Raw genomic sequence first — 233 nt, forward strand, 5'->3', positions numbered from 1 at the left:
TCGTTGCCCTCGACACCGAATTCATGCGGGTCGACACCTTCTACCCGATTGCCGGCCTGTTGCAGATCGGCGACGGCAAACGCGCCTACCTGATCGATCCGCTGACCATCAACGCCTGGCAACCTCTGGCAGCGTTGCTGGAAAACCCGGCGGTGCTCAAAGTCCTGCACGCCTGCAGCGAAGACCTCGAAGTGCTGTTGCGCCTGACCGGCAGCCTGCCGGCGCCGCCGTTC

Annotated in this window: 1 pseudogene; it reads left to right on the forward strand. The window is 63.9% G+C overall.

Features of this window, described 5'->3' with window-relative positions:
• A pseudogene (locus NR201_RS22640) lies at positions 1–233 on the forward strand (ribonuclease D); the annotation flags it as partial.

It is taken from the genome of Pantoea sp. Fr-CA_6, assembly GCF_024520895.1.
Lineage (GTDB): Bacteria > Pseudomonadota > Gammaproteobacteria > Enterobacterales > Enterobacteriaceae > Pantoea > Pantoea agglomerans.